This window comes from Acinetobacter sp. UBA3132, from assembly GCF_002364825.1.
GTDB classification, from domain to species: domain Bacteria; phylum Pseudomonadota; class Gammaproteobacteria; order Pseudomonadales; family Moraxellaceae; genus Acinetobacter; species Acinetobacter schindleri.
This window is the reverse complement of record NZ_DEZM01000157.1, coordinates 8,388-13,357: the sequence shown is the minus strand read 5'-3', so window position 1 is coordinate 13,357 and position 4,970 is coordinate 8,388. Positions and strand designations below refer to the sequence as shown.

At 45.0% G+C, this 4,970-nt stretch carries 4 protein-coding genes; 2 read left to right on the top strand and 2 right to left on the bottom strand.

Annotated elements, in window-relative coordinates:
* The first annotated feature begins 464 nt into the window (after window positions 1-464).
* A complete protein-coding gene (locus B4033_RS08675) occupies window positions 465-1,235 on the top strand; it encodes a tRNA threonylcarbamoyladenosine dehydratase (RefSeq protein WP_286833234.1) in 771 nt (256 codons plus the stop codon).
* A 99-nt stretch (window positions 1,236-1,334) separates the two neighbouring features.
* Complete coding sequence (locus tag B4033_RS08670; RefSeq protein ID WP_286833233.1) at window positions 1,335-3,167, top strand: tetratricopeptide repeat protein; 1,833 nt, start codon at window positions 1,335-1,337, stop codon at window positions 3,165-3,167.
* A gap of 41 nt (window positions 3,168-3,208) precedes the next feature.
* Here the strand turns inward: B4033_RS08670 and B4033_RS08665 are convergent, their stop codons facing one another.
* Together B4033_RS08665 and B4033_RS08660 are read right to left on the bottom strand one after the other, a co-directional pair.
* Complete coding sequence (locus tag B4033_RS08665) at window positions 3,209-4,627, bottom strand: efflux transporter outer membrane subunit (RefSeq protein WP_286833231.1); 1,419 nt, start codon at window positions 4,625-4,627, stop codon at window positions 3,209-3,211.
* Between the two features lie 10 nt (window positions 4,628-4,637).
* Window positions 4,638-4,970, bottom strand: a 333-nt coding sequence (locus B4033_RS08660; RefSeq protein WP_286833228.1) for an FtsX-like permease family protein, incomplete at its 5' end; no start/stop codon positions are given.

The following is a 4,970-nucleotide window of genomic DNA, read 5'->3' as shown; positions in this document are numbered from 1 at the left end:
TTTGAATCGATGTATTTCATCCGCAGATTATGCACGAATGCCAAGAAATCCGGAGTGCAAATATTAACCAAAAAGAAGATCGTTTTTTGATTTATGAAAGAGATCTATTTTTTAATCATTAAAATGAAATTCTCCTCTTTGTAGGAGATGAGTAGCACTACTGCGCAAGGAAAAGGTTATATCTAAGAAATATCCCTCCTCCTCTTGCGAAGTAATACTTCTCATTTCAGAGGGAGAGAGAGCTTTCAATATCCATTTAAATATGAAATAACGATCATTTTTTGATTTATGAAAAAGATCTATTGTGATGATTTTAATGGCGAATAGAATTTGATCGATTTTAAGCTTTTTATGGATGGTTAAAGAATAGTTTTTTGACTGATTTTGTGTCTGAATTTTAGTGGCAGTCAACCGGCTGCGAATTTGCTAAAATGCCCCGATGTTTTTCTTGCTATTGATGACCTATGACTGATCTGCTTCAAGATGATGAATATGACCGCCGCTTTGCCGGTGTAGCCAAAATTTATGGCGATGACAGCTTTCATCATTATGAAAACAGTCATGTGATGGTGATTGGAATTGGCGGTGTCGGTTCATGGGCAGTCGAAGCACTGGCACGTACTGGAATCGGTGAACTGACTATTGTTGATATGGATGTAGTGGCGGCATCGAATATCAATCGCCAATTACCCGCGATGACGACCACCTTAGGCCGTGAAAAGATTGAAATCATGGCTGAACGCTGCCGTGCGATTAACCCACGTATTAAAGTAAACTTGATTGATGACTATCTCACGCCTGAAAATGTCAAAGAAATCCTAGCGGGAAAACCTGACATTATTCTGGACTGTATTGATGATGTAAAAGCTAAATTTGCTTTGATGCTGCATTGTCGTTTCAATAAAATTCCTCTGATTGTCTCGGGTGGAGCAGGCGGTAAACTGGACCCATTAAAAATCCGGGTGGCTGATTTATCCAAAACTGAACAGGACCCGATGCTGGCAAAATTACGTGCGCAATTACGTGCAAAAGGTATCTGTAAAAAACCGAAAGAAAAATTCGGCATCACCTGTGTTTATTCAATCGACAATCCCTTTTCCAGTGCCGATGTCTGTCCAAGCGCGGGCTTACGTTGTGGTGGTTATGGTTCAGCGGTAGTGGTGACTTCCAGTTTTGCCATGGTTGCAGTATCAGAAGTGTTGAAAAAGTTGGATATGAAGCGAGCAAAATCCTGATATACAAAATAAAAAAGCACAGTTACTGTGCTTTTTTTGTGCCTGCGTTTAGAATGAAGACTATATTCATATAACAAAAAACAATATCAGGGAGCAGCTATGTGGTTCTTACTGGTGCTGATTTTGGGAATCGTGGCGTTGGGGATCTGGATGTGGAAGCGTCCTGACCCGGTAACACGAGATCAAGCCAGGGCAGTGCAACATGACCTATGGATTGAACAGATTGAGGCCCAGCTCAAGCACGCGGCTCGTCTCATTACTGAAGGGCAGCAGTCGAATTATGCACGTGCCTATCAGATTTATCAGGATCTGGCTCAACAGCAGGAAATCCCTCAGGCCTATGTCGGTATGGGACTAATGCAATTCAAAGGTTTGGGGCGTCCGCAAAGTACCGAAAATGCGATTAATCTGTTTGAAAATGCATTCCGTCTTGGCAGTGATGAAGCTGCTTACCATCTGGGACAGGTCTTTGAGGATGATCACTATCAGCATCGAGATTGCGAAAAAGCATTGTATTGGTATCGTCATGCCGTGGCACGCGGTAATCTGGAAGCTCAGTATCGAATCACCGAATTGTCCGAACCCACTCAGGATGCGGCAGAACAGCATCGTCTACAACTGTTGATTCAGAATGCAGATCAGGGACACTCTGGTTCACAGTACCAGTTGGCACAACACTATTTGGCAGAGGGTACCACCCAAGATTTAAGCTTGGGAATCCATTATCTGTTTCTGGCCGCGCAGCAAGATCATCTCGAAGCAACCCAACAGATTGCACAACTGTATGTACGCGGTGAGCTATTACCACAGGATCAGTCAAAAGCCTTACGCTTCATTAAACAAAGCGTTAATTTGGGTGATCAGAATGGTGCGTATGAATATTATACTGGGGTATTACTAGGTACGATTGATGCTGATCAGCGACAGCGGATCTTGCAGCATTTGCAACAGCTGTCTTATGAGCATAAAGATGCTCAAGCCAAAACTTTACTTGGTTTAGCCTATTTTCATGGCTGGTTTGTCGATAAGAATGAAACCATGGCTTTTCGCTATTGGAGTGAAGCGGCGAATACTCAGTTTCCTCAAGCTTTGTGCATGATTGCAGCGTTATATTATGAGTCTTATCTAGTCGCAAATGAGCCTGAAAAAGCGTTTAGCCTGTATCAGGCTGCTGCCAAGATTGATCCAGATTATTTCTATAGCCAGATGGGTCTAGCACTGTGCTATCTGCATGGTATTGGTACAGTTAAAGATACCGCTAAAGCCACGCAAATTATTCAGCAGATCGCGCAGCAGCACTGGAATATTAATACACAATCTGAAGCGGATCTAATTTATATCGTTGGACGCTTCTATAGCCTGCCTGAGTATCCATTGCCCAACCGCGATAAGGCCATTCAATATCTGAATCAGGCCGTAAGCAAAGGTTCGGCTGATGCCGCCTGGTATTTGTATCAGGTACTGTCAGGTCAATATCCAGTATTTACTATTGACGAAGATCAGGCTAAACGCTATTTACATCAAGCGGCTCAGTTAGGTCATGCACAGGCACAAGCACAGCTTGGGGTGATGTATCTTAAAGGTGAAGGCGTAGAGCAGCAGATTGCTTTAGGTCTGAATTATTTAAAGCAGGCTGCTGCCCAGCAAAATGCCATGGCCTTGAATGCACTCGGGGAGGCGATGGAACAGGGCATTAGCGTTGAAGCTAATATGGATCAAGCAATCCAGTTCTATCATAAAGCTGCTGCACAGGTCAATGCTGACGCTTATGGTCATCTGGGACGTGTATACACCAAGGGTATTGGTGTAAATCGTGATGTAACGCTTGCCCGAGCATGGCTAGAGAAGGGAAGTTTGCTAGGACATGCGGCTTCACAGGAGCAGCTCAACAATTTAAATGCCTATCTGCAAATGAAAAATAGACTGGCATAAAAAAACCGCTGCCTCGGCAGCGGTTTTTTTATTTGAAGATATTATGGTAATTGCTTGATTGGACTACCACCCAGCGCCTGCAGCAAAGTGACATAAGCGTTGTATTGATTTTGACGCGTTTGTACCAGACTGAGGCGCGCATTACGTGTGGTTTCCTGCGCATCAAGTAAGTTCTTCAAGGCAACTGCACCATTACGATAACGTACTTCAGTCAAACGTTCTGTTTTCTCTGCCAGCTCGACATTGCGACGCTGTAGCTCGACCTGTTTCGTCAGCTCAGTACGATTTGACAGGGCATTTTCTACATCGGCAAAAGCTTCATAAATGGTTTGGCGATATTGCAGAATTGCTTTTTCATATTCCAGTTCATTCACTTGTAGATCACGCTTCATGTCATTCCATTGCAGGAAGGGCAAGGTGAGACCTGCGCCCAATGTTGCAACCGGATTTTTTAGCGCATCTGACAAAGACGTGCTGGTACCAATACCCGTACTTAAGCTACCGGTCAGACTAATTGATGGATAATAGCTGGCCTTGTTAGCATCTTTATTGGCGAGCGCTTTACGTAAACGCAATTCAGCAGCATTTAAGTCTGGACGACGTGACAGCAGACTTGCAGGCAAACCCGCTTCAATCGCAGGCAAGGCAATATTCGGCAGACGTTGTGGTTCCTGAATAGAAAGCTGCTGCACCGGCATATTCATAAGGACTGCGAGTGCGGTACGTGTTTCAACGCGTTGTTGCTCGATCTGACTTAAAGTAGCTTGCTGGCTCTGGATTGCCTGTTCAGTCTGGGTCAGGTCTAGGCCAGAAACGGCACCAGCACGATACTGTACCCGTACCAGGTCATAAGTCTTCTGTGCCGTTGCCAGGTTCTGCTGTACGACACTATAGCGCTCATTTAAATAAGCCAATTGCCAGTAAAGCTGTGCAGTCGTTCCAATTAGGCTTTGCACCGTTGCCTGCAAGTCTTGTTCAGTAGCACGAGCTTCCCAACGGGCTGCTTCAGTCTGATTGGCAAGCTTGCCAAATAGATCCAGCTCATAACTAAGACCAGGATAACCTAGTGAAATTCCAGTAGAACGGTCACCGTCGCCATCTAAACTTAACTGACGACCAGTTGAAACACGTGCATCACCAATGCGTATACCTTGCTGGCTTTGCGTTTGTCTGGCCTGAATACGTGCCTGTTGCAGATTAATCCCGGCTACTGCAAGGTTGCTATTGCGTGATAATACATCCTCGACAAGCGTATTCAGTTGAGGATCTTTAAATAAGGTCCACCACTGATCAGCCAGGACATCATCATAAATCTGCTTACTTAGCGCAGTATTATTCTGAAAACTGCCAGGCACAGCTATGCTTGGCTGTTCATAAGGTGTTTTTACCACAGCTGCGCACCCCACCAGTGAACTCCCGAGGAGCAGGGCACTGGCAAGTTTGGTTAAATTCATTTGCATATCAGATTCCTTATTCTCGAGAGAGGGCATCGACAGGATTCAGTCGTGCTGCATTACGCGCCGGGATAAAGCCGAACACAATACCGATCAGGCTGGAGCAGACAAAGGCTGCCACAATGGAAGTAGTCGAATATGCCATCTGGAAAGTACCTCCAGCAAAATGGGTAATGAGTTGACCAATCCCGAGGGATAGCAGCACACCCAAAATACCGCCCAGGATACACACCAGTACTGCTTCAATCAGGAACTGCTGCAGAATATCACTTTGACGGGCACCCACAGCCATACGTACCCCAATTTCCTGGGTACGTTCTGTTACCGACACCAGCATGATGTTCATCAC

What these genes read in the sequence shown, in the direction of transcription:
- B4033_RS08675 (WP_286833234.1), top strand. Translation starts at nt 465, where the DNA reads ATGACTGATCTGCTTCAAGATGATGAATATGACCGCCGCTTTGCCGGT.
- B4033_RS08670 (WP_286833233.1), top strand. Translation starts at nt 1,335, where the DNA reads ATGTGGTTCTTACTGGTGCTGATTTTGGGAATCGTGGCGTTGGGGATC.
- B4033_RS08665 (WP_286833231.1), bottom strand. Translation starts at nt 4,627, where the DNA reads ATGCAAATGAATTTAACCAAACTTGCCAGTGCCCTGCTCCTCGGGAGT.